The organism is Elusimicrobiota bacterium, from assembly GCA_041658405.1.
Lineage (GTDB): Bacteria > Elusimicrobiota > UBA5214 > JBBAAG01 > JBBAAG01 > JBBAAG01.
The window spans coordinates 25,968-51,201 of record JBBAAG010000011.1 but is presented as its reverse complement, the minus strand read 5'-3'; the positions used below and the strand labels follow the sequence as shown (position 1 = coordinate 51,201).

General features: G+C 41.9%; 13 protein-coding genes, 2 tRNA genes and 3 rRNA genes. All 18 read right to left on the bottom strand.

Annotated elements, in window-relative coordinates:
- The coding region (locus WC955_03785) for a GTP-binding protein (GenBank protein ID MFA5858165.1) at window positions 1-120 on the bottom strand (120 nt) is incomplete at its 3' end.
- A gap of 41 nt (window positions 121-161) precedes the next feature.
- Entirely contained in the window at window positions 162-2,267 is a 2,106-nt protein-coding gene (gene fusA, locus WC955_03780) for an elongation factor G (protein ID MFA5858164.1), read from the bottom strand.
- Window positions 2,268-2,326: 59 nt separating this feature from the next.
- Window positions 2,327-2,800, bottom strand: a complete 474-nt coding sequence (gene rpsG / locus WC955_03775) for a 30S ribosomal protein S7 (protein MFA5858163.1) — start codon at window positions 2,798-2,800, stop codon at window positions 2,327-2,329.
- Window positions 2,801-2,863: 63 nt separating this feature from the next.
- Window positions 2,864-3,268: a 30S ribosomal protein S12 gene (gene rpsL / locus WC955_03770; GenBank protein ID MFA5858162.1), complete on the bottom strand. Its 405-nt coding sequence runs from the start codon at window positions 3,266-3,268 to the stop codon at window positions 2,864-2,866.
- A 22-nt stretch (window positions 3,269-3,290) separates the two neighbouring features.
- Window positions 3,291-8,189 carry a DNA-directed RNA polymerase subunit beta' gene (rpoC, locus tag WC955_03765; GenBank protein MFA5858161.1) on the bottom strand — a complete coding sequence of 1,633 codons (4,899 nt, stop codon included), beginning with the start codon at window positions 8,187-8,189 and terminating at the stop codon, window positions 3,291-3,293.
- A 53-nt stretch (window positions 8,190-8,242) separates the two neighbouring features.
- Entirely contained in the window at window positions 8,243-12,961 is a 4,719-nt protein-coding gene (gene rpoB / locus WC955_03760) for a DNA-directed RNA polymerase subunit beta (GenBank protein ID MFA5858160.1), read from the bottom strand.
- Between the two features lie 108 nt (window positions 12,962-13,069).
- Window positions 13,070-13,459 carry a 50S ribosomal protein L7/L12 gene (rplL, locus tag WC955_03755; protein MFA5858159.1) on the bottom strand — a complete coding sequence of 130 codons (390 nt, stop codon included), beginning with the start codon at window positions 13,457-13,459 and terminating at the stop codon, window positions 13,070-13,072.
- Between the two features lie 44 nt (window positions 13,460-13,503).
- Window positions 13,504-14,031 (bottom strand): 50S ribosomal protein L10, encoded by a 528-nt coding sequence (gene rplJ / locus WC955_03750; GenBank protein MFA5858158.1) that lies wholly within the window; start codon window positions 14,029-14,031, stop codon window positions 13,504-13,506.
- Between the two features lie 11 nt (window positions 14,032-14,042).
- Window positions 14,043-14,723: a hypothetical protein gene (locus WC955_03745; GenBank protein MFA5858157.1), complete on the bottom strand. Its 681-nt coding sequence runs from the start codon at window positions 14,721-14,723 to the stop codon at window positions 14,043-14,045.
- 117 nt (window positions 14,724-14,840) lie between these two features.
- Window positions 14,841-14,957: ribosomal RNA gene (rrf, locus tag WC955_03740) — 5S ribosomal RNA — on the bottom strand.
- A gap of 119 nt (window positions 14,958-15,076) precedes the next feature.
- Window positions 15,077-18,072: ribosomal RNA gene (locus WC955_03735) — 23S ribosomal RNA — on the bottom strand.
- 138 nt (window positions 18,073-18,210) lie between these two features.
- A tRNA-Ala gene (locus WC955_03730) sits at window positions 18,211-18,283 on the bottom strand.
- A gap of 35 nt (window positions 18,284-18,318) precedes the next feature.
- A tRNA-Ile gene (locus WC955_03725) sits at window positions 18,319-18,392 on the bottom strand.
- Between the two features lie 174 nt (window positions 18,393-18,566).
- Window positions 18,567-20,108 (bottom strand): 16S ribosomal RNA (locus tag WC955_03720).
- The 16S, 23S and 5S rRNA genes sit together here with 2 tRNA genes alongside, the layout of an rRNA operon.
- 354 nt (window positions 20,109-20,462) lie before the next feature.
- Window positions 20,463-20,972, bottom strand: coding sequence for a hypothetical protein (locus WC955_03715; protein MFA5858156.1), 510 nt, complete (start codon window positions 20,970-20,972; stop codon window positions 20,463-20,465).
- A gap of 40 nt (window positions 20,973-21,012) precedes the next feature.
- Window positions 21,013-22,851, bottom strand: a complete 1,839-nt coding sequence (glmS, locus tag WC955_03710) for a glutamine--fructose-6-phosphate transaminase (isomerizing) (protein MFA5858155.1) — start codon at window positions 22,849-22,851, stop codon at window positions 21,013-21,015.
- Window positions 22,852-22,958: 107 nt separating this feature from the next.
- Window positions 22,959-23,777 carry an alpha/beta hydrolase gene (locus WC955_03705; GenBank protein ID MFA5858154.1) on the bottom strand — a complete coding sequence of 273 codons (819 nt, stop codon included), beginning with the start codon at window positions 23,775-23,777 and terminating at the stop codon, window positions 22,959-22,961.
- An 11-nt stretch (window positions 23,778-23,788) separates the two neighbouring features.
- The gene (locus tag WC955_03700; protein ID MFA5858153.1) at window positions 23,789-25,051 is read right to left on the bottom strand and encodes an extracellular solute-binding protein; all 1,263 of its coding nucleotides are present in this window, start codon (window positions 25,049-25,051) and stop codon (window positions 23,789-23,791) included.
- Window positions 25,052-25,234: the final 183 nt, after the last annotated feature.

The following is a 25,234-nucleotide window of genomic DNA, read 5'->3' as shown; positions in this document are numbered from 1 at the left end:
CCCTTTTTTTGACAATACTTTCGTTATTGCCGATGTCAACGATGTCTTGCCATGATCAATATGCCCGATTGTCCCTACGTTCACATGCGGTTTTGTTCGTTCAAACTTTGCTTTTGCCATTTGCTAACTGCCCCTTCCTAATTTTAATAATAAAAAACATCTTACTTATTATTGTTACCATAACGTTCTAACAACTTAACTACAACTTCTTGCGGTGCCGGACGGTATTCAAAAGGCTCCATATTATAAATCGCCCGGCCTTGAGTCAGTGATCTTAATACCGTAGCATAACCAAATATTTCCGCTAAAGGAACCAAACCCCATACAATCTGCTGACCAGGCTTGGGTTCTAAACTAGTAATTTGTCCGCGCCGAGCGTTTAAGTCTGCCAATGCTTCACCAACATACTCTTCCGGAGTAACAATTTCTATTTTCATTATAGGTTCCAGAATAACGGTCTTAATTTTCTCCATAGCGTTACGGATAGCCAATGATGCAGCCATTTCAAACGCAAACTCTGAAGAATCCACGTCATGGAATGAACCATCGCAGAGCGTAACTTTTACATCAATTATCGGCACACCGATTTTACCGTTAATCTCCAGGCCAATATTCACGCCTTTTTCAATTGCACCAAAATAATCTTCAGGAATACGCCCTTGTCGTATTTCATTCACAAACTGTACACCCTCGCCGCGCGGTAAAGGTTCTACCTTTAACTCAACATGCCCGTATTGTCCGCGCCCGCCGGTTTGACGTATATATTTTCCAGTACACTCAACGATATTCCTAATTGTTTCTTTATATGCCACTTGTGGCCTGCCAACATTGATATTAACGCCGAACTCACGGCGGATACGTTCTATTATAACTTCCAAATGAAGCTCACCCATTCCCGAAATAAGTGTTTGGTTAATCTCAGTATCTTCCCTTATCTTAAAACTAGGATCTTCGTTAGACATTTGTCGCAACGCATTCATAAACTTTTCTTCATCCGCTTTTGTCTGAGGTTCGACCGCCATAAATATCACTGGTTCAGGGAAATGCATAATCTCCAGTAAGTATGGATTCTTTTTTTCACACAACGAATCCCCGGTTGCTGCTGTTTTTAGTCCAATAACACCAACAAGATCTCCCGCGCTTGCGGATGCAATTTCTTCTCTCATATTTGCGTTTATTCTGATTAACCGTGAAATACGGTCTTGTTTCTTACGGGTAGCATTATAAATCGTTTCACCAGCCTTAAGTTCTCCTGAATATATACGAACATAACACAATCTTCCTACGAACGGATCTACCTGAATTTTAAAAACTAACGCGCTAAGGTTTTCCTCTTTCTCGCGTTTAAGTTTACATTCTTCATGTGTATCCGGTTTATGCGCCGTTACCGGAGGTAAATCTTTCCCTGATGGCAGATAATCTACGATACCATCAAGTAAAGGCTGAACCCCTTTATTCTTAAACGATGCGCCGCAGAGTACCGGGAACAACTTGTTTTGTATAGTAGATTTTCTTATCGCATCAAATATTTCGGTTATTTCAACAGTTTTTCCGTGCACATATTTATCCATGATATTTTCATCTACTTCCGCCAATAATTCAAGCATCTGGTCATGATACTTTTTTGCGGAATCAATATATTCCTGAGGTATAGGCATCGTCTGATAACCCAATTTTGGATCTTCCACACTGTCATCCCATGTAAGCGCCCGCATACGAATTAAATCTATGACACCATTAAATTCCGATTCTCTTCCGATAGGTAACTGCAATACCAAAGGTTTTACATGTAACTTCTTTTTAATTTGATCAACTACTTCATAAAAATCACTGCCAGTTCTATCAAGTTTGTTTACAAACACCAACCGCGGAACATTATAACGCGTTGCTTGACGCCAGACAGTTTCCGATTGCGGCTGAACTCCGCCAACACCGCAGAAAATTATTACAGCACCATCAAGAACACGTAAAGACCTCTCAACCTCTACCGTAAAATCAACATGGCCAGGTGTATCAATAATATTTATCTGATGTTCTCTCCAGAAACAAGTCGTTACTGCTGCGGTGATAGTTATTCCGCGTTCCTGTTCCTGTTCCATCCAATCCATTGTGGTATTACCATCATCAACTTTGCCAATACGATGTATCTTTCCTGTATAAAAAAGTAAACGTTCTGTTGTCGTGGTTTTTCCGGCATCTATATGCGCTATTATACCAATATTACGTATACGATCCGTTGATAACGTATTTACGGACTCTATCGACATCCTATTTTTCCCTTTGGGTCTTACAACCGTTGTTTCCATAATCCTCTAATATATATAAACTACCATCTATAATGCGCAAATGCACGGTTTGCTTCCGCCATTTTATGTGTATCTTCGCGTTTCTTAATTACTGAACCTTCCCCGCGCGCGGTTTCCATAATTTCTTCCGCTAATCTTTGATGTATCGGTTTCCCTGTTCTTGCACGCGCATATTGGAGTATCCATCTTACTGCTAAAGTTTCCCCGCGCGCCGGTGTTGCTTCTATCGGCACCTGATATGTCGCACCACCAACTCTGCGCGGTTTTACTTCTAGCATAGGCCGTGCTTTTTCAATCGCGGTATTAAAAACATTTATTGGGTCCTGTTTTGTTTTGTCTTTAATATACTGCATTGCGCGGTAAAATATTTTTTCATATAATGTCTTCTTCCCGCGAAATCCCAGTTTACTTATAACCTTCGAAACCACAATATTGTTGTATACATAGTCCGGTTTCAATTCACGTTTTTCTACTTTTCTGTGATCACGTGGCATAACTTAATTCTTATCTCCTTTTATCATTATGTACTTCATTATTAATTCCCCTAATTTATGTTTCTACGCCGCTGCTTTTGCACCTGCTGCTCCGCCGCCGGCTACACGTTTTGCACCATACTTTGACCGTGCTTGTTTACGATCTTCAACCCCCGCAGCGTCAAGTGTTCCTCGTATAATATGATATCTCACTCCGGGAAGGTCCTTTACACGCCCCCCGCGCACCAGTACTATTGAGTGTTCTTGCAGGTTATGGCCAATACCCGGAATATATGACGTTACTTCAAACCCTGAGACCAATTTTACACGCGCAACTTTGCGTAACGCTGAATTTGGTTTTTTCGGTGTTGTTGTATAAACACGCGTACACACACCCCTGCGCTGTGGGCATGAAACTAATGCCGGCGCTTTTGTTTTAAATTTTACCTTCTGCCGTCCAAACCTTAGCAACTGATTTACTGTTGGCATAATTTGTTATTCTCCTAAATATTTACTTTTCTTTTTTGTTAACGACACTGAAATCACTTAACCCGGTACCCGCTGGTATTAATTTACCGATTACAACATTTTCTTTTAACCCAACCAGGTTATCGTATTCCCCATTGACCGCAGCTTCTGTCAATATCCTTGTTGTTTCCTGGAAACTTGCCGCTGAAATAAACGAATCACTATATAAACTTGCACGGGTAATCCCCAACAATATCGGCTGTGCATCAGCTGGTTTTGCATTAGGATTATTCTTCCGGGCGTTCATATTTTCTTCTTCAAGTTTAGACCTTTTCACAGTTTCGCCTACCAGTAATCCGGTATCTCCACTACGGGTGATACGAACAAACGACAACATTTGGCGGACAACTATTTCTATATGCTTATCATTAATTGAAACACCCTGTAATCTGTACACTTCTTGAATTTCATTCACTAAATGTTCTTGCAACCCCTTCGCCTGAAGAATCCTTAAAATATCGTGAGAATTCACCGCACCGTCGGTAAGCGGTTCGCCTACCGCAATCTTATCTCCTTCGCGGACAACTAAATGTTTGCCCTGCGTAATATCATATTCCCTTTTCATTCCGGTATCTTCATTCGTTATAGTAACTTCCAATAACCCTTTTGATGTCGGGCTTATGTGCACATTACCATCAAGCTCTGAAATTATTGCCGGACTTTTAGGTTTCCGCGCTTCAAAAAGTTCAACTACTCTTGGTAATCCGCCTGTGATATCTTTTGTCTTTGATACTTCCAACGGCGTTTTTGCCAACATCTCTCCAACTTTCGCTTTTGTTAGGTTCTTACATAACAGATATGTATCCACTGGTAACACATAAGTCGGGGGAAATGCTTTTTTTAATTCCGCTTTTTGCTCAGCAGCAATTTCCTTCTCATCTTCCAACTCTTTCAAAAGATCTACAAGAACACGATAATCCTGGATAGCCTTATCTGTGATTTCGTCTTTATCAATCTTCTGCGCAAACTTCTGCGTAAGATCTATCAATTCATTTACACGTTTTACTGTTTTCTCTTTTGTTACAGACTGCTCTATCTTAACAAGCAGTTTTGAAATATGCTGAAAACGTTCCGGTATCAATACTTCAACCCGCGGGTTCAAATCTTCAATTCGATGCTGCACAATCCTGCGTTCCGTAGAACCTGTGACTTTATTGAATTCAACCTGTAACGTTTTTCCTTCTTCCACATCTTCTAGGGTAATCCATCCTTCGTATTCACTGATGATCGGTAATGCGTGAGGATCAAATTCTGCTAATACTACACCCGCTTCAACCACCTGCCCGTCATTAACATTAATTTTTGCTCCGTAAGGTATCTGGTGATGGTCACGTTTTGACTCTTTACTTGCATCAATAACACTGATGACCATATTGCGGTTAAGATTGACAATAAATCCTTCATCAGTTTTTACTAATAAATCGTTATTGCAATTATTGAATCTTACTGCTCCGGGCCTTACAGATTTCGCACTGGTACGCTGCACCACACGCGCGGCAGTACCACCAACGTGAAACGTACGCAAAGTTAACTGCGTTCCAGGTTCACCTATTGACTGCGCTGCAATGATACCAACCGCTTCGCCTACTTCAATCAACTTGTTTGTAGTAAGATTTATGCCATAACACTTTGCGCATACACCGTGTTTTGCTTCACAATTCAAGACAGAACGTATACGTATAGACTCAATCCCAGCTTCTGCAACTTTCTTTGCCTGGTCAGGTGAAATAATATCGCCGGCTTTTATAATTGTAGTGTCTTCGATAGGGTCAGCAACATTATCTAACGCCACGCGGCCGTTTATGCGTTCTTCAAGTGTTTCAATAATATCATCACCACTACGTAACGTGGTAATACGTATACCATTAATTGTCCCGCAATCAGGTTCTGTTATAACAATATCATGTGATACGTCTACGAGTTTACGCGTGAGATACCCTGCTTCTGCAGTTTTTAACGCCGTATCCGCTAATCCTTTACGCCCGCCATGCGCGGATATAAAATATTCAAGCACAGTCAATCCTTCACGGAAATTTGACTTCACAGGAGATTCAATGATTTCCCCCATCTGTCCGGTAAGTTTACGGGCTGGACGGGTCATCAACCCGCGCATACCACACAACTGCCGTGTTTGTTCTGAACCGCCACGCGCACCGGAACGCGCCATCATTAAGATTGAGTTAAACTTCGGAGTACCAATCACGTGAGGCTTATTATCATTTACTTCCATAGCTTTGAATACACCGTCGGTAACTCTTTCGGTCACGTGTGTCCAGATATCAACAATTTTGTTATAACGTTCTAAATCCGTGATAGCACCTTTTCTTGCCTGTTCTGTAACTGATTTAACATCGTGTTCCGCTATAACCAACAATTTTTCTTTTATCTCAGGTATGTTCATATCAGTGACCGAAATTGACAACCCTGAACCTGTTGCATACTTGAACCCGAGTTTCTTAAGATCATCCAAAACTTCAGCTGTGCGATATAAACCAAGTTCTTTATAACACAATTTTACGAGATCCGCTAAGTCACGTTTATTTATTGTGCGGTTGATATACCGCATTTCCTTAGGTAAGTAATTATTAAATATTACACGCCCTACTGTAGTAAAGTTTTTCCAGTTTTTAATATTTTCTTTTTTTGACCACTGCTCCGGTTTCATCTCCGGTTCTTGTATAAAACCCAAAATTCTACCGCTTGCCAAGGGTACGTGTGCAACCTTTATTCTCGCATGAAAATCAAGGATACCTGAATGATATGCAGTCAATACATCCTCTTCATCAGAAAAAACCTTGCCTTCGCCTTCAACATTAAGTTTTTCTTTTGTAAGGTAATGCAATCCCAACACAATATCCTGTGTATGTGTAGCCAACGGCCTACCTGACGCAGGAGACATTATATTATATGGCGCCCATAAGAGGAACCGCGATTCCAATTGTGTCTCCAAAGATAACGGTACATGCACCGCCATTTGGTCACCATCAAAATCAGCATTAAATGCCGCACAAGTAAGCGGATGTAACTGAATAGCTTTACCTTCCACCAGTACCGGCTCAAACGCTTGGATACTCAACCTATGCAAAGTCGGTGCACGATTAAGCAGTATAGGATATTGACGCGTGATAGCCTCTAATATATCCCAAACTTCCGGTGTGGTATGCTCAAGCATACGCTTCGCTGCTTTCAATGTAACCTTATGTAATTGTATGAGTTCACGTAAAATAAACGGTTTGAACAGTTCAAGCGCCATTTCTTTTGGCAACCCGCATTGATGAAGTTTAAGGTTAGGTCCAACAACTACTACCGCGCGGCCGGAATAATCCACACGTTTACCAAGTAAATTTTGACGGAACCGACCCTGTTTTCCTTTTAATACATCAGAGAAAGATTTTAACGGCCTTCCGCCAGCACCGGTTACCACTCTTCCCCTGGTACCATTCTCTATCAACGCATCTACAGCTTCCTGCAGTAACCGTTTCTCATTATGAATCATCACTTCGGGCGCTTTCAACCCTATCATATGACGCAAACGATTATTACGGTTAATTATCCTGCGGTACAAATCGTTTAGGTCAGAAGACGCAAATCGCCCTCCTTCCAACGGTACCAATGGGCGCAAGCCCGGAGGTAGTACAGGCAAAACTGTCATTATCATGTATCTCGGATTATTGGCATCCTTCGATGAGATAAAAGAATTTATCAAACGTACAATACGCATTACTTCAACTAATGAGTTGTCAGATAACGGCGGCATAGCGCGTTGACGGTTATGTGATTCATTACGCGCATTCCATTCACGAGTCCACCATCCCTGCGCAAACCACATTATTAACTCAACATATTTCGTGAATTCCGCATTTTTAATTTCTATAATCTTTTTACTTAAAGATTCTTGTAATTCTTCCCTCTGTTTACTTTCCTTCTTTTTTGAACGACGGTCAAACCTTGACGGTATAACTATTTCTTTCACCACTTTTTGTAATTCCACCGCCAATTTTTCGCTGCTAATTAGTTGTATTAATTCATTTTTATCTTTATTAAATTCTGCCGGGCCGATTGAATCGCGGATATATTTTTTCAACAATAACACAAAAAATTTATACCACAAATAATCATCAGACGCGCTCTTTATCTCCGCTGCGGTCATATAAATATCGCGTTCCAGTTCAAGGTCCATTCTTGCAAGAAGTTCATGAATAGCACCTGCGCCGGTTCCGACAGTAGCTTCTGGATCTAACTCATCTTTATTAGATCTTGAGCGTTCCCAATTATACTCAACCAGCAATTCATGGATTGATGTTTTTTGTAAAATACTATACTGATCATTTGAAATCTGTTGATACTTTAAACACGGAATCCTAATGGCAGACTGTCCAGTGCTATCACCGCTATTTACAACTGCTTCACAGAACTTGCCTTTAGAATCAACTAAATTATTGAGCAACACTCTTTGCTGATAATACACAACTTTTTCGACATTACGCTGCCCGATGTCTAACAACAAGCCAAGTTTAGAAGGAAGTTTTTTCCAGAACCATATATGCGCAACAGGAACTGCAAGTTCTATATGCCCCATTCTTTCCCGGCGGACACGCGATTCAGTGACTTCAACTCCACAACGGTCACAAATAATCCCTTTGTGACGAATATACTTATACTTACCGCAATTACACTCCCAGTCCCGTACAGGACCGAATATGCGTTCACAGAACAATCCATCCCGTTCAGGTTTAAACGTACGATAGTTAATTGTTTCCGCTTTTTTTACTTCTCCATACGACCAATCACGTATATGCTGCGGAGACGCAAGTGTTATCCTCACATGATCAAAATTATTATAATTCGGGACCGGCACCTGGTGACGGTACTTCTGTTGCATCAAAGGAACGGTTGGCTCTTTTACGCGTATTGTCACTTTTTCATTACCCCCGTTTATATTTTCTTTATCTTTTCCGGTTTTTTTGTATCTTCACTATTTAAGAGTTGCATATTCAATCCTAACGCTTTAAGTTCGTTAACCAACACCTTGAACGATTCCGGTACGCCCCGGTGTGACAAGGATTCTCCCTTAATAATAGATTCGTAAATCTTAGTCCGTCCGGACACATCGTCACTTTTTACAGTAAGGAATTCCTGTAGTAAATGACTTGCACCGTAACCTTCAAGCGCCCATACTTCCATTTCACCGAATCTCTGTCCTCCGAACTGCGCTTTACCTCCAAGAGGTTGACGGGTCACTAAAGAATATGGCCCAGTTGCACGCGCATGTATTTTATCTTCTGCTAAATGTACGAGTTTCATAATGTACATATATCCAATTGTAATCTTTTCCTGAAATGGTTCACCCGTACGGCCGTCATATAATTGTATCCGGCAATCGTCAGTTGGCAGATATTTTTCAGGAATACCCTTTTTCTTGAGTTCAGTTTTAGCTTTTGCAATCCATTCATGTATATACTTTTCATTAGCCCCTGAAAACACAGGACATGCAAACTTTGCATCAAGCATATGTGCCGCCCAACCAAGCATTGTTTCAAGTAACTGCCCGACATTCATACGTGATGGAACAGACAACGGAGACAACACAACATCAATCGGTGTACCATCAGGAAGGTACGGCATATCCGCTTCCGGCACAATTCTCGCGATAACACCTTTGTTCCCGTGACGTCCAGCTATTTTATCACCAACCTGCACTTTTCTGCGACTAGCAACATATATTCTTACTATTTCCTTAACATTCATCGTTCCTATACCACTCTTATTCATATAAGAACATGCGTGACGCACTGCTTCAGAAGTCAACGACAACTTATTGCTTTCAAACTCCTCCTGTAAACAGAAAAATTCTAGTCTTAAGTCATGTATTAACTTAATAGGATCATCTCTCACTATTTCTTCGCGAGTAACCAAATATTCCCTTAACTTATTGACGGTATCTTTTTCACGCTTACCGCCCTTAATTTTTTGTATTAACTCTTTCAAGGTACTATCTACCTGGTTAGCTTTATACGCATCAAGATCCTTGTTTACCTCATCATTTTTACCAGAAGTTTTATCATTCCTGAAAGTATCAATAATATCCTTTGCAATTGGTACCGGGGTTTTAGTAAACAGTTCCGCATATGTTTTAGAAGAATATTTTTTCATCAACGGCGTAACTTTCTCTTCTAAACCCTCAACATTCTCTAGTGTAAAAACTCTCTCATTCAAATTGCTGTCAAGAATGACATTAATAAAAAACTCAATCTTGCGAAAATCCCGTTCAAACAGTTCTGTCACTATCCCGGTTTGTTTTTTAAGTTCCTGCGGTGATGTTTTATACTGATCTTTCAATTGTTCTAAAATTAAACACAACTTATTTGCTTCGTATGTTGTTATTAATGCGAATACTTCAATAAATTCTTCTATCCTGTGCTTAACATCTTTCGTATTTTCGATATCACTGCGTTTAAACCTACGTGCTTCAATAACTTTTCCCCGAGTGCCAGCAGGAACTTTTAAAGATACGTCAATCACGTCTTCAGCTTTCTTACCGAATATCACACGGAGTAACCGTTCTTCCGGAGTTACCTGCTGCTCCGCCCGTGGTTGAACTTTACCAATTAAAATACTGCCGGGTTCTACTGCTGCACCAAGACGGATAACACCTTCTTCATCCAGGTTTGCCAAGTCTTCCGCGCTAGTATGTGGAATATCACGTGTAACTTCTTCCGGCCCAAGTTTGGTCTCCCGAACTTCTGTAACAAATTCTTTTATATGAACTGAAGTTAGAATATCTTCTTTTACAACTCTTTGACTAATAATAACAGCGTCTTCGAAGTTATACCCTTCCCACGGCATGAATGCAACCAATAAGTTCCGCCCTAACGCAAGTTCACCATTATTGGTACATGGCCCATCAGCAATTATCTGCCCGGTTTTTACTGTATCACCCACAGAAACCGAAGGTATCTGGTTCAGGCATGTATCCTGGTTTGACGGTAAGTATTTTTTGAGGTCATAAGTATCATAAACATTCTTATCTGCATTCCAAACAATTATTCTATTAGCTGTTACGCTTATTACTTCACCTGAATTCCTTGCTACTATGACCGAACCGGAATCTTTCGCAACTTTTTGTTCAATACCAGTTCCTACTAACGGCGATTCGGTATTTACCAGCGCAACTGACTGGCGTTGCATATTTGAGCCCATCAATGCACGGTTAACGTCATCATGTTCCAAAAACGGAATCAGTGCTGCGGAAATACTTACCACCTGTAACGGCGAGATATCCATATACTTTATTTCAACCGGATCAACAAATGGGAAGTCACCGCGGTAACGGCAGCTGATCAAATTTCCTACCGGAAGCCTATTATTGTTGTCAACTGGTGTATTTGCCTGCGCGATTTTGTATTCGTCTTCACGATCGGCAGTTAAGTATTCCATTTCCTGTGTTACTTTACTGTTCTCAACCTTGCGATATGGCGTTTCGATTAATCCATAATTATTAATCCTCGCGTGACAAGCTAAGGACGTTATTAACCCGATGTTCGCGCCTTCAGGTGTTTCAATCGGGCATATACGCCCATAATGAGTGTGGTGTACATCACGTACTTCAAACCCTGCGCGTTTACGGTTTAATCCACCGGGCCCTAAAGCTGACAGACGCCGTTTATGCGTAAGTTCTGATAATGGATTGGTTTGATCCATAAACTGTGATAGTTGGGATGTACCAAAAAAGCCTTGAACAAAATTGCCAATTGATTTAGCGTTGATTAACGTCCGTGGAGTAACAATATTTTTGTCTTGCACATTATTCAAACGCCCGACAATTCTTACTAACCCGATCCTTATTTGGTTTTCCAACAACTCGCCGACTGAACGCACACGGCGGTTGCCCAGATGGTCAATATCATCTGTGCTGCGATACAAATCTTCGAGCTGCATTGTATTTTCATTTTCTTTTCCCGGTAAAGCCAAGTTGATATTATTATTTAAATTGAGCAGATACTGAATTGTTACGACAATATCTTCGATAGACAACACGCGGTTTTTCGAAATATCTTCTTTTACATCTTCTTTCTTATAATCGTCTTTACTGATGCACTTATTTGCCAGTAAATCATTAACATCTTTTTCGCCTAGCGGGCTCTTCCACCAATCTAATTGCTCAAGTTCAACCTTCAACCCGTTTGTAGCTTCTTTTGGATCGAATACTCCCACAAAACTACGAAAATGTTCCGGAATATCAAACGGATTATATGTTTTGTACTTACGTTTAAAAAATTCGCCGTATATACGCCTTAACTTTTTGTTTATCTTATACCGACCGATTGGACTCAAGTCATACCGGCGGGGTTTAAGGATAAGATCTTCAACAAATGATGTTACCTTACTGCTTGCAAAATTCATAGATTTTGTCTGGATTTGATAAATCTTTAACACCGCTTGTTTGCTTTTGGGTATACTAATCTTTATTTTAGTTAAACCCAGCTCACGACATTTGTCATACACTTTTTTATAGTTATGACTACTCTCCTGCTTATCATTAATTTTGGTACCTTTATCAAAAACTACTTCACCTGTTTTTTTATCTACAATATCTTCTATAAGACAACTTTCAACCATTTCCTGTGAACTACGGCGGGTAAGGTCAAACGCTGTCGTTTTTTCATATTCTTTATCTTTTGCCAACGTGTCATGGATAACCATATTTTTCTTGTTCGTTTTAACAAAAGAGACTCCAGTTATTCCATGCTGCTTCAGGGTATCAACAAATTTTTCAACATTTTCTTTATCCAAATGAAAATTAGCTTCATATAACGGTTCTGTAAAAAGTTTACCTTTTTTATCAGATTCAAAAATATCTTTTGCCAAAATCCTGCCGATAAGTTCTTGCGGATTTATTGTAGATACATTAACAGTTTCCAAAGTATAAAAGATTTTTAGAATGTCTTCATTTTTTTCTAACCCTAATGCGCGTAAGATCATTGTCGCTGGGATCTTTTTCTTGCGGTCAAGTTTAGCAAATAATACGTTCTCAATGTCAAACTCGAACTCAACCCACGCACCGCGGTATGGAATCAAACGCGCAGCAAATAATCTTTTTCCATAAGAAGACAACTGTTTTTCTTCACTTTCCTCAAAAATAACGCCGGGAGAACGGTGTAACTGACTTACTATTATACGTTCATACCCGTTAATCACAAATGTTGCATTATCCGTCATCTTGGGAAGTTCGCATATAGGAACTTCTTGTGTCAATACAAGTTCAGGTTTTTTATCTTTACTGTTAACCGCTATTTTTAACAGCCGAAAATTCGCTTTAATTGCGATTTCATAAGTTTCATCACGCACAAGTGATTCAAGATAGTCATACTTAGGTTTGTAGACGGTATAATTAAGAAACTGCAGTACCCATGTATATGTACCGTCATCAGATTCAAAATGCAAACTTTCTAAACCGTTTTCTTTTACAAAATCGTCTTTTCTATAATCCCCGAAAATGTCAATAAAAACGGACTGCAGCCCCTGGTTTTTCCTTGCCTCAGGGACTACATCAGCCTGTAAAAAACTGTCATATGACGCTTTCTGTAATTCCACCAAGTTTGGCAGTTCTTTTTCCTTAAAGTTATGATCTCCTAAGACTATTCTTTCTGACATATTGTTTATAATTAAACCTCGTAAATATTAGATTTCCGCATAATCAAAGATGCTAAAAAAATTACGCAACCGATCTTTTCGCTAAACTTACAAACGGTTGTCTTAAGGTTATTTAATTTCAACTGTTGCACCGGCTTCCGTAAGTTTTTTCTTAAGCTCTTCAGCTTGATCCTTCGGAATGCCTTCTTTTATGGCCTTCGGAGCACCATCAACTAAATCTTTTGCTTCCTTCAACCCTAAACCGGTAATCTCGCGGACAGCTTTGATTACTTGAATTTTTTGCGCACCGGCATTCGTAAGAACAACGCTAAAGTCCGTTTTTTCTTCCGCTACTGCCGCGCCACCCGCTGCTGCTCCCGCTGCCGGGGCTGCCATCATTGCACCCATCGCCGGTATATTAAACTTTTCCTGCAAAGTTTTCACCAGGTCAACGAGTTCAATTACTGACAATCCAGAGATTGCTTCTACAATTGCGTCTTTACCAAGTTTTTCCGTCATTTTCCACCTCCACAAAATTTATAATTTACATTCCATATACAAAACTAATTACTTTTTTCGTTCTTACTGCGGTATTCCAAACTCTGTACAACCTGCATTACAGGCGCATTTAATACGTAAGTCAACTGGAACAACAAGCTGTTGAACACTCCTGTTATCGAACCGTACAATGCCTGTTTCGACGGTATTTTTGCTAGTTCGCCGATATCTTTTAATGTCAACGACTGACCTTCGGTATAACCACTGTGCATCTTAAATTTATCATGTTCTTTGCTGTAACTCGCGAGAAGTTTGCATACTTCAGTTACGTTGTCATCATAACAAAACACTATACCGGTAGGTGCACTAAATACCTTCTCGGGTTCCTGTATATTTTTTTTCTTTAATACAATTTTTGTTAACGTATGTTTTGTAACCTTGTACTCTGCGCTTAACGTCCTCAATTTTACACGCAGATCGTACATCTCAGACACTTTCATACCTTTGTAATGTGCAAAAAACAAACTCTTACTCTTACCAAGCTTGTCTTCTAATTCAAGTACTAATCTTTCTTTGTCTTGTTTTCTTAACATAATTGTTTTTCCTAAAATCCCGCCCTTATCCCTATATTTACCGACGTTTCCGTTCCAAACTCAATTTCTGTTATAACACTCATTCTTTTAGCGATAATAGCATCCAAACCTATAAATCCCGACAACATTGACATTGTAGTGTCCGCAGTTTTATTCACCGTTTCAAATTTTCCGGTTATTGCAGATACTACAATTCCAATTCTTGGTTCTATATATCTATTAACTTTCTTACTGACAACCAAAGCCGTTTCTATCCCAGTTGAATGATATAAAGCTTTGATATCAAACGTTTGGTTTTCAACCTTCAATTTGTCAGTGCTAAACCATTCTGCAAATACTTTAATGTCTACCGCAAGCGCAGGAGAAGCTATTGTATCCGGCATCAAACCATATTTTACGCCGATACTTCCAGCAAACGCATTAACTTTAACTCCTTCCGACGCATAGTTGTATGTAAGTGTTGTTGAATTTATGACAAAACCCGAATTCCCAACACCTGACTGTAAATACAACTCTATCCGCGGTTTCTTATAATACGCAATCCGCACTGCTGTGTTGTTACGATTCATTTCTGAATTAAACACATTCCCCGCGATTTTTATTTCTTGCCTAGAATCTTTTATGTTATAACCGAATGACGCTAATATTTTTTCATCACGTATAACATTAGCTGTCCCAACCATTTCAGACAACAGTACTGTACATTGCGTTAGTATAGTTAATAGTATAATAACCAAGACGCGCGATTGCAGTTTGTTCACATACTTTTTTAAAATACACCTTTTTTAGAGATGAGAATATTTAAAAAACCCTGGCAGCGACCTACTCTCCCGCCTCACTACGAAGACAGTACCATCGGCCCTAGTAGGCTTAACTACCAGGTTCGGAATGGAGCTGGGTGTTTCCCTACTGGAATAACCACCAGGATTTTTTATTTAGTTAGTAAAACAAGTATTGTTTACTTCATCATAGCAGATACTTTATTAATTCTTGTTTAATGTTATAAATTGTATTCAAAGGTCAATGTTGTAGAAGATCAAAAGATGTGGCCAAGGCACACGGTCGATTAGTATCTCTTGGCTCAATCCTTCACAGAACTTACACCTGAGACCTATATACCCAGTAGTCTTCTGGGGACCTTTAGTCCCGGTTCAACACCGGGAAGGGAAACCTTGTTTTAGGGTGGGCTTCCCGCTTAGATGCTTTCAGCGGTTATCCCTTCCGCACATAGCTACCCAGCAATGCTCCTGGCGGAACAACTGGTACACCAGAGGTGCGTCCGTCCTGATCCTCTCGTACTAAGGACAGGACCCTTCAAGTTTCCTACACCCACAGTAGATAGGGACCGTACTGTCTCACGACGTACTGAACCCAGCTCACGTACCGCTTTAATTGGCGAACAGCCAAACCCTTGGGACCTGCTTCAGCCCCAGGATGCGATGAGCCGACATCGAGGTGCCAAACCGGGCCGTCGATATGGACTCTCGGGCCCGATAAGCCTGTTATCCCCGGGGTAGCTTTTATCCGTTGAGCGATGGCCTTTCCACACAGAACCACCGGATCACTAGACCCAACTTTCGTTTCTGCTCGACCTGTCGGTCTCGCAGTCAAGCTCCCTTCTGCTCTTACACTCGACGTCCGACTTTTATTCGGACTGAGGGAACCTTATGGGCGCCTCCGTTACATTTTAGGAGGCAACCGCCCCAGTTAAACTGCCCGCCTCACTCTGTCTCTCTGCTTGATTCAAAACATAAGATTAGAATCAAAAGACAACCAGGGTGGTATTTCAACGTTGGCTCAGTCCCAGCCAGAACCAGGACTTCAAAGCCTCCCACCTATCCTACGCAGGTTATCCCCTAATTCAAAGTAAAGTTACAGTAAAGCTCCACGGGGTCTTTCCGTCCCACTGCGGGTAGTAAGCGTCTTCACTTACAGCACAATTTCGCCGAGCCTCTCGTTGAGACAGCGCTTCTTTTGTTACGCCATTCGTGCAGGTCGGAACTTACCCGACAAGGAATTTCGCTACCTTAGGACCGTTATAGTTACGGCCGCCGTTTACTGGGGCTTAGGTTCAGAGCTTCGCCTTGCGGCTAACCCCTCTCCGTAACCTTCCAGCACCGGGCAGGCGTCAGACCCTATACTTCAACTTGCGTTTTAAGCAGAGTCCTGTGTTTTTGTTAAACAGTCACAAAAGCCAATTCACTGCGCCCCGACCGAAGTCGGGGACCCCTTCTTCCGAAGTTACGGGGCAATTTTGCCGAGTTCCTTAACGAGAGTTACCTCGCGCGCCTTAGGATATTCACCCCACCTACCTGTGTTGGTCTGCGGTACGGTCAACCGGACAACTCTCGAAACAGGTTTTTCTTGGTACCAGAATCTACTACTTCTCCTGTCTTACGACAGAATCGTATTCTTCCGCCTCGCGACGGAATTAAACCCCAACAACCAATGTGGGGATAGTACAATCTAATACATTCCTGCTCGATGATAACGTTGCCCAGATGGTAGCCGAATATTAACGGCATGTCCTTCGCGTACGCCTTTCGGCCTCGGCTTAGGACCGACTAACCCTGAGCTGACGAACATTGCTCTAGGAAACCTTAGGTTTTCGGCGATCCGGATTCTCACCGGATTTATCGCTACTCATTCCGACTTCCTCGCTTCTGATCCATCCAGCATTCCTTACGGTATACCTTCAACTAGATCAGAACGCTCCCCTACCACTCTTAGCTAAAAGCTAAAAATCCATTGTTTCGGTAATAGGTTTTAGTCCCGGCCATTTTCGGCGCAGAACTACTTGACCAGTGAGCTGTTACGCACTCTTTAAATGAATGGCTGCTTCTAAGCCAACATCCTGGCTGTCTAAGTGGTTCCACATCCTTTAGCACTTAACCTATATTTAGGGACCTTAACAGATGGTCTGGGCTGTTTCCCTTTCGCGCATGAAGCTTATCCCTCACGCACTGACTCCAGTACTCTTACCTAACAGCATTCGGAGTTTGGTTGGATTTGCGGTCCGGGTTACGAACCACTAGTCCATCCAGTGCTCTATCACCATTAAGAAACATACTGGGCTAGTCCTAAAACTATTTCGGGGAGAACCAGCTATAACCAAGTTAGATTGGCCTTTCACCCCTATACCCAACTCATCTAAAGTTTTTGCAACAACAATTAGTTCGGGCCTCCCCCCGAGTTCAATCGGGGTTCACCCTGGCCAGGCATAGATCACTTGGTTTCGGGTCTAACGACACAAATTAATCGCCCTATTAAGACTTGCTTTCGCTTCGGCTTCTTCCGTTACGTAAATAACAGAATTAACCTTACTTGTGTCGATAACTCGCCGGATCATTCTTCAACAGGCACATCGTCGCTCATTCTCCAACTTACGCTGGAGCATAGAGCTTCGACTGATTGTAGACACACAGTTTCAGGTTCTTTTCACTCCCCGTCAGGGGTTCTTTTCACCTTTCCTTCACAGTACTAGTTCACTATCGGTCAGAAGTACATATTTAGCCTTAGCCAGTGGTCTGGCCGGATTCTTGCCGGATTCCACGTGTCCGACAGTACTCGGGACAAATCGCGAAAAGAGCTTTTTCTTTCGGTTACAGGACTTTCACCTTCTTTGGTCAACCTTTCCAGGCTGTTCACCTAAAAAAAACTTTTGTAACTTTTCCTCGCGGAAGAGACCGCGAACCAACTCATCCCACAACACCAGCAATAACACGTTCCACTTTCGCAGAACGACTCTCTTGTCATAGCCATTACTGGTTTAGGCTTCTCCCCGTTCGCTCGCCACTACTTAGGGAATAAATGTCTTTTTATTTTCCACCGGGTACTAAGATGTTTCAGTTCCCCGGGTTTGCTTCGTAACGCTATGTATTCACGCTACGATTTCACGGCTTTCACCGTGAAGAGTTGCCTCATTCGGAAACTCCCGGATCAAAGGTTGTTTGCACCTCACCGGGACTTATCGCAGCTTACCACGTCCTTCATCGCTGACTTCTGCCAAGGCATCCTCTGTGCGCCCTTCATAACTTGACCACATCATTTCATCTTCCTAAAAACAGACGCTTACAACTTATAACACCTTAACATTACTAACTATTAACTAACATTTTCAAAGAACAAATTAGTTTATATATAGAAACTAATTAATATCAAAAACTTATTCATTCAACATGGAGGCGACCGGAGTTGAACCGGCGACCTTCTGGTTGCAAACCAGACGCTCTCCCAATTGAGCTACGCCCCCAAGTAGTTAAGCAACTCCCAAGAACTCGCAAGACCTGGGCGATCCAGGACTTGCACCCGGGACCTCACGCTTATCAGGCGTGTGCTCTATCTACCTGAGCTAATCGCCCGTCACTATTAAAAGAGCATTTTTTAAAAGACAAAACAAATTTCTGTCATTTCAAAAAAACAAATGACGTAGGCGTTTTAATACCTGAGAACTTTATTTAACCTATCCAACGTCAGGAAAAAGATACCGGACATTGTTTCACCTTACTATCGATCTAAGAGATCTTTCTCCTTAGAAAGGAGGTGATCCAGCCGCACGTTCCCGTACGGCTACCTTGTTACGACTTCACCCCAATTACCAGTCATAACTTGGGCCTCTAAAAGAGGACTTCTGTTACACCTGACTTTCGTGGTGTGACGGGCGGTGTGTACAAGGCCCGGGAACGTATTCACCGCTGCCTGCTGATCAGCGATTACTAGCAATTCCGCCTTCACGTGAGCGAATTTCAGCCCACGATCTGAACTGAGGCCGATTTTTTGAGTTTTGCTCCGCCTTACGGTTTCGCTTCTCATTGTATCGGCCATTGTAGCACGTGTGTAGCCCTGGACATAAAGGCCATGCTGATTTGACGTCATCCCCACCTTCCTCCCCGTTATCCGGGGCAGTTTCTTAAGAGTGCTTCCGACGAATCGGAGTGGCAACATAAGATAAGGGTTGCGCTCGTTGCGGGACTTAACCCAACATCTCACGACACGAGCTGACGACAACCATGCAGCACCTCTGTTAGCTCCCTTGCGGGTCTCCCAATGTTTCTACCGAGATACCACTAACAGTTCAAGCCCAGGTAAGGTTCTTCGCGTTGCGTCGAATTGAACCACATGCTCCACTGCTTGTGCGGGCCCCCGTCAATTCCTTTGAGTTTCAACCTTGCGGCCGTACTTCCCAGGTGGCTTACTTAACGCGTTAGCTCCGGCACGGCAGGGGTCGACACCCACCATACCAAGTAAGCACCATTTACAGCTAGGACTACCAGGGTATCTAATCCTGTTTGCTCCCCTAGCCTTCGTGACTCAGTGTCAGTAATGGTCCAGAGATTCGCCTTCGCCATCGGTGTTCCTCCTGATATCTACGCATTTCACCGCTACACCAGGAATTCCAATCTCCCCTCCCACACTCAAGAAAGAAAGTTTCGCTAGACTGCCCTAAGTTAAGCTTAGGGATTTCACCAGCGACTATTCTTCCCACCTGCTCACTCTTTACACCCAGTAAATCCGAGTAACGTTTGCCCCCTACGTATTACCGCGGCTGCTGGCACGTAGTTAGCCGGGGCTTTTTCTGAGAGTACCGTCAACCTTGACAAGCAAGGGTTTCGTCCCCTCTAAAAGAAGTTTACATTCCGAAGAACTTCATCCTTCACGCGGCGTCGCTGCGTCAGGCTTTCGCCCATTGCGCAAAATTCCTCACTGCTGCCTCCCGTAGGAGTATGGACCGTGTCTCAGTTCCATTGTGTCCCAAAAACCTCTCAGTCGGGATATCCGTCATAGGCTTGGTAGGCCATTACCCTACCAACAACCTGATAGACCACAGACCCATCTCTAAGCCCGGTTAGGGATTTCATTGTAACGAATTTCACATTACAACGGTATAGGGTATTAGCTCCGGTTTCCCGGGGTTATCCCCTTCTTAGAGGAAGGTTATCCATGTGTTACTCACCCGTTTGCCGCTATTTCACGAACTCCTTGGGGTTACCCCCTTGGATTTCGTAAAACCGCACGACTTGCATGTGTTAAGCACGCCGCCAACGTTCACTCTGAGCCAGGATCAAACCCTCCATAAAAAATATATGTAAGGTTATTACCTAAAAACAACACTTACGTAACAAACTACTATTGTTAAGCAAGGTGAAACAAATCCGGCATCTATTACCTAGAACGCCGAATAGGTTTACTGAATAAAGACTCAAATATTGAACAGTTTTCAAAGAACACAACTCCTATTTGAGAGAGCGTAAACTCCACTATCTCTCTTAGGAGGTTATAATTCAAACTATATTAAAGTTTTAAACTACTTTATACATTATTAAACAAAAGCACTTATTTTGTCAAGCACAATTTTAAAATATTTTTTTAATCACCGCGCCCGCGCATAAAATATGCACGACAAATCCCAAGCCAAGCATCTAATAAATATTTTACTTTTTATTCTTCTGCGCAAAATTCAAAAACACTTTTGTTGTTAATCCCAGCGCCACTACCGAATTTTTTCGTGATGCATAACCCCATACATTAACCTGCATTTTTTTTCCGAGATACGCTTCTTCATCCGGCACGTTTAGTTCGATCTCCGTTCCACCAGACTTTCCCGGTAGAACTGTTAATGCAGTGGTACTTACTTTAACCCACGAAGTATCAGTAACAGGCTCATACCCAGCTTTTATGCTTTGTGGTACGACCACCATAAACCTTACTGTGACAGTATCCTGGCTAAGATTGTATATATCAAACTTCTTCCCGACAACCTTAGAAACCCTATACTTACCCCCAGGAACAACACCCTCAATCACCACTGACGGCAACCTTGATGCAAGTCCGGCAGTCCAACCTTCACAATCAATAAACAGGATTAACAAACAACCCCAAAGAACAAAACTAAACCTTGTATTTCTCAGAACTTCGGTAACACGTTTATAATTACCAATCATTATTCTAAGAATACCCTATTAAACGATATAAACACAAAAATTACTCAACCGTCACTGACTTCGCAAGATTTCTCGGCTGATCAACATCACAACCGCGTTTTACCGCAACATGATACGCAAACAATTGTAAGGGTGTCACCGCAACGATAGGCGAGAAAATCTCCGATGTCTTAGGTATATGAATCAAGTATTCAGCATACCGTGCTGCATCATTATTTCCTTCGGTAACAATGATTACTACACGCCCTTTCCGCGCACGTACTTCCTGTATATTGCTGATCATCTTATCATATACCGGCCCGTCAACTGCTATACACACAACCAGCATCTCTTCATCGATTAACGCGATCGGCCCGTGCTTCATCTCACCAGCGGCATACCCTTCTGCATGAATATAAGATATTTCTTTTAACTTCAATGCACCTTCAAGAGCATTAGGATAATTATAACTCCGCCCGAGGAACAACGCGTTCTTAGAGTTATAGAACTTATCAACAACCGTCATTAACTCTTTTTGATCCTTGATAACCCTATCCACGATATCCGGCAATTGTTCAAGTTCCTTTATCATCCCTTCAGCCTTTAAATCAGAGATAGTCCCCCGCAGTTTACCCATATAAATTGTGAATAAATAAAACGCAGTCAGTTGTGACGTATACGCTTTAGTTGATGCCACCCCGATCTCTGGCCCTGCCTGAGTATAAATAACCCCATCTGACTCACGCGCTATAGTACTCCCGACAACGTTACATACTGACACAACCTTTGACCCCATCTGCCGTGCGTACCTAATTGACGCAAGAGTATCCGCAGTTTCCCCGGATTGTGTAACGCTCATCACAAGCGTATCCGCTCCGACCTTAGGACTGCGATACCGGAATTCCGATGCAAGATCAACTTCTACGGGTAAACCCACGCACTCTTCGATAAAATACTTACCGGTAAACCCAGCGTAGAACGCAGTCCCGCAGGCAACTATAAAGATCTTCTTAATTTTCTTAAGTTCATCCTCGCTGATGTTCATATCTTCCAAAAGAATTCTCTTACGATCCTTTGAAATTCTCCCACGTAACGCATCGCGTATAACCTTAGGCTGCTGATAAATCTCTTTCAACATAAAATGAGGATACCCTTCTTTTTCAGCAGCTTCTGAATCCCAATCAATCCTCTTAACCGGCTTATTCTTTACATTACCGTCGAGATCAGTAACAACAACCTTTTCTTTCGTAATTATAATAATTTCCTTATCATCAAGATACATCACATCACGGGTATGCTTAAGAATAGCTGGAACATCAGACGCAATAAAATTCTCACCTTTTCCCAATCCAACAACCAACGGGCTACCATTCCGCGCAGCAACCATTTTATCAGGATCATCAAGGCTATAAATTCCAAGTGCATACGCGCCTTCCACTTCTTTAAGAGCGAGCTTCACGGCGTCTTCCAACTTTTTCGCACCCTTTTTTAACTGACGTTCAATCAGATGCGCCACAACTTCTGTATCAGTCTGGGAAACAAACTTATGCCCTTCTTTTGTAAGCTCTTCACGGAGCTCATGAAAATTTTCAATAATTCCATTATGCACAACTACTAGCCGCCCGGTACAATCCGCATGCGGATGCGAGTTAACTTCCGAAGGTACACCATGTGTTGCCCACCGTGTATGCCCGATTCCGGTTGTCCCGTGGATAGGATCCTCTTTTAGGGATGCTTCCATGACTTTTAATTTACCCAACTTTTTCCGTAACTGTATTTTATTATCGGCAACAATAGCAACTCCCGCGGAATCATACCCGCGATACTCCAAACGTTTAAGCCCTTCGATAAGAATCGGCCACACTTCCTTTTCCCCAATATACCCTACAATACCACACATATTCCTTTACTCCTTTCAACAATAACCCTTTTGTTTGATAAAAATAAGATAGAAAATATTACAAAAAAGATTTACAGCGTGTCAACAACAAAAAACCCAGCTGAGACTCACACTTTCCCATTCCCGATATCTAAAAGGAACCTATCCATCACCTTTAAGGCACATTTTTGTTCGGGTGTATTCACCCCATAAAAAAACCCATGTTTTGCATTTTTTACCACTACTGACTTAGCATATTTCCCGTGTTTCCTAAGTTTTTCCGCCATCTGATAGATAAGATAATGCGGGAATAGATGCTCGAGTCCTGCAAGTATAAACAAAAACCCTGGCGACGTTTCGTTAACATACAATATTGGCGACGCTTTTTTAAACAATTCAATATCACGGCGGTAAGATCTTGTATACGACGCACCGATAATGAACCCCATTGATTTCTGTATTGGCCCCATATTCTCCCATTTTTCAAACGTCCCAGGCCCGTTGACGGATACACACGCCCATGGCTTCACCCATGTGTTCCTTAATTTAATACCAGGATTAAACACTTTAGGATTTGTTAACGCAAGCAACGACGCAAGATGCGCCCCCGCTGAACTTCCCGCAACAACAATTTTGTTGATACTAGACTTTCTTTGTTTCAGGTAAGATACAAAGGTGTCATATGCTTGTGCTAGATCCAACATCTGAACCCTTAGTTTAACATTATCGGATGCCAACCGATATCCTGCTGACGCGCTGACATACCCTTTCTCAACATACCGGTCCATATGCCGGTGAAATCCATCCCGCGCACCCCCGCGCCATCCGCCACCATGAACATAAAAAATAGCTACGTGTTTAACCTCTTTTTTAGATGAAGGAGCTGTTATATCCACCGCCCGATGGATAACCATTGGTATATCAAGATATCTAGTCAATACTTCCATGAGAAATTAAATTACTTAACGAGTTCGTTTATTTCTACCGTAGCTTCCGACAACGCTTTATCAACCACAATTTTACCTTCGATAGCATCTGCAATCTTTTCTTCCAACACCTTCTGAATCTCAACCCACTTTTGATGCTTTGGTGCAGCATACGAATGTTCCAACTGTTTTACTATAACCTTTTCCTGCGGCCTATTTTCATAATACTTCTCGCTAAATTGCAACTTCGCTGCAGGAACAAACATATCAAGCACCTGGCAGAGATAAAAACTATTATCTTCGCGGCACATAAACTTAGCGAGCTCCGCTGCGACTTTTGTACTTACACTTTTTTTATTTACCACAACATAATCCCCACCCGCAAATGACACGCTCTTCCCTTTTTTCCCGGGAACAGGGATCATTGATACACCAAACGGCATATTTGGAGATACACGCTCAATTCTTGAAATCAACCACGATCCGGAAATCCAAAACGCAATTTTTCCTTCAGCAAACATTCTATCTAGGTTCGCCTGGTTATCAACAATACTGAACGGTTTTAAGGACACATAAAAATCTATCGCTTCCTTAACTTGTTTTGTATTAATAACACAACTTTTTCCGTCGAGACTAAGAACATTTCCACCATTAGACCACACAAACGGCAACACTTTTTTGTAAAGGACATTTGGATCCCTACCGTTCATCCCAAACCCGTACACACCTTTCTCAGGTGCATGAATTTTTTTTGCCATAACCTTAAGCTGTTCCCAGGTCTTTGGCGGCATATTCTCATCAAACCCCGCGGCTTTCAACATTTCTTTGTTATAAAACACCACCCTTGAGTCAAGAATCCACGGTACCCCAACAATTTCAGTCCCGTATTCAACAGGCTCCCATGCATTGTATCTCTGTTTTAACTCATTAACTTCCGCTGCCATATCATAAAGATACGCACCGGCATAAAATTCCGCGATCATATCCGACCCTAGTTCGAACAAATCCGGCCCCGTCCCAGCTTTCAATGCAGCAAGCAACTCATCCCGCCCGGTAGTCCAAGAGAGAATTTTGGTAGTAACTTTCGCCTGACTTTGTTTCTCAAACTCGCGGATAACAGAATCTACGGCTTCCTGACGGGTAGGATCACCCCAGAAATGCCAAAAAGTAAGATTCACAGCTGATGCCGCTGCCGGCGCAGCCACATTTTCCGCAGATAACACTGTTAGTCCCGTACCTAAGACCATGAACGCAATCACAATAGCTGCACAAACTTTTTTTGATGTCAACGTCATGTACAATTTCCTCCCTCCGAACTTATAAAAACATTATTTCACATTTTAGAGATTATATTACCAAAAATCCGTGAGTATTTACAAGTAATATTTCATAATATCCATAAATAAACCAAGAGAGGCAGATATTTTGTGATACCCACCTCTCCTGCTTTTTTTTGTATTAACAACCTACGACTATAC

Excerpts from the sequence above, each read along its gene's own strand:
- rpsG (MFA5858163.1), bottom strand. The coding sequence starts at position 2,800 with ATGCCACGTGATCACAGAAAAGTAGAAAAACGTGAATTGAAACCGGAC.
- rpoC (MFA5858161.1), bottom strand. The coding sequence starts at position 8,189 with ATGCAACAGAAGTACCGTCACCAGGTGCCGGTCCCGAATTATAATAAT.
- WC955_03700 (MFA5858153.1), bottom strand. The coding sequence starts at position 25,051 with ATGACGTTGACATCAAAAAAAGTTTGTGCAGCTATTGTGATTGCGTTC.
- fusA (MFA5858164.1), bottom strand. The coding sequence starts at position 2,267 with ATGTCGATAGAGTCCGTAAATACGTTATCAACGGATCGTATACGTAAT.
- rpsL (MFA5858162.1), bottom strand. The coding sequence starts at position 3,268 with ATGCCAACAGTAAATCAGTTGCTAAGGTTTGGACGGCAGAAGGTAAAA.
- WC955_03715 (MFA5858156.1), bottom strand. The coding sequence starts at position 20,972 with ATGATTGGTAATTATAAACGTGTTACCGAAGTTCTGAGAAATACAAGG.
- WC955_03705 (MFA5858154.1), bottom strand. The coding sequence starts at position 23,777 with ATGGAAGTATTGACTAGATATCTTGATATACCAATGGTTATCCATCGG.
- glmS (MFA5858155.1), bottom strand. The coding sequence starts at position 22,851 with ATGTGTGGTATTGTAGGGTATATTGGGGAAAAGGAAGTGTGGCCGATT.
- rpoB (MFA5858160.1), bottom strand. The coding sequence starts at position 12,961 with ATGTCAGAAAGAATAGTCTTAGGAGATCATAACTTTAAGGAAAAAGAA.
- rplL (MFA5858159.1), bottom strand. The coding sequence starts at position 13,459 with ATGACGGAAAAACTTGGTAAAGACGCAATTGTAGAAGCAATCTCTGGA.
- rplJ (MFA5858158.1), bottom strand. The coding sequence starts at position 14,031 with ATGTTAAGAAAACAAGACAAAGAAAGATTAGTACTTGAATTAGAAGAC.